Raw genomic sequence first — 816 nt, 5'->3', positions numbered from 1 at the left:
GCGACTGTCACCGGCGCTGGCTCGAGCTGGATCACAAGTTACTGGCTATTTGTCGGCGCTGAAGGCGCCGGCGCGCTGACCATCGCCGATGGCGGTCAGGTCAGCAACGACTGGGCCTTTGTCGGATCCAACTCTGGCTCGACAGGCGAGGTGATTGTCACCGGCGCGGGCAGCACCTGGACGAATAATGGTCTGCTTGTCGGCGCTGAAGGCGCCGGCTCTCTGAGCATCGCGGATGGCGGTCAGGTCAGCAGTGGCGAGAGCTATATCGGCGATGCGGGTGACTCCACAGGCGAGGTAAGCGTCACCGGCGCGGACTCGATCTGGACTGTTAGCGGCGATCTGGTGGTCGGCCGTTTCGGCGCCGGCTCACTGACCATTGCCGATGGCGGAACCGCCAGCAACGCGCAGGGCTTTGTAGGGCTTGCTCCCGGCTCGACAGGCGAGGTGATTGTCACCGGCGCGGACTCAAGCTGGACCAATAGCGGCGATCTGCTTGTCGGCTATGAAGGCGACGCCACGCTGACCATCGCCGATGGCGGAACCGTCAGCAACACGCATGGCTTTATCGGATTTATTGACGGCTCGACAGGTGAGGTGATGGTCACCGGCGCGGACTCAAGCTGGACGAATAGCGCCTCACTGTTTGTCGGCAGTGCCGGCGGTGGCACGCTGACCATCGCCAATGGCGGGGCCGTCAGCAACACGATCGGCTATATCGCGTCAATGGCCGGCTTGACGAGCGATGTCATTGTCACCGGCGCGGACTCGATCTGGACCAATAGCGGGGATCTGTTTGTCGGCGAGTTCGGCAAT

The 816-nt window shown here is 62.9% G+C and carries 1 pseudogene; it reads left to right on the top strand.

Features of this window, described 5'->3' with window-relative positions:
* A pseudogene (locus ACK4SE_RS13865) lies at nt 1-816 on the top strand (hypothetical protein); the annotation flags it as partial.

This window comes from Brevundimonas sp., assembly GCF_046293315.1.
In the GTDB taxonomy this organism is placed as follows: Bacteria; Pseudomonadota; Alphaproteobacteria; order Caulobacterales; family Caulobacteraceae; genus Brevundimonas.
Note: the sequence above shows the minus strand (reverse complement) of the source record. Positions and strands in the feature narration are given on the sequence as shown.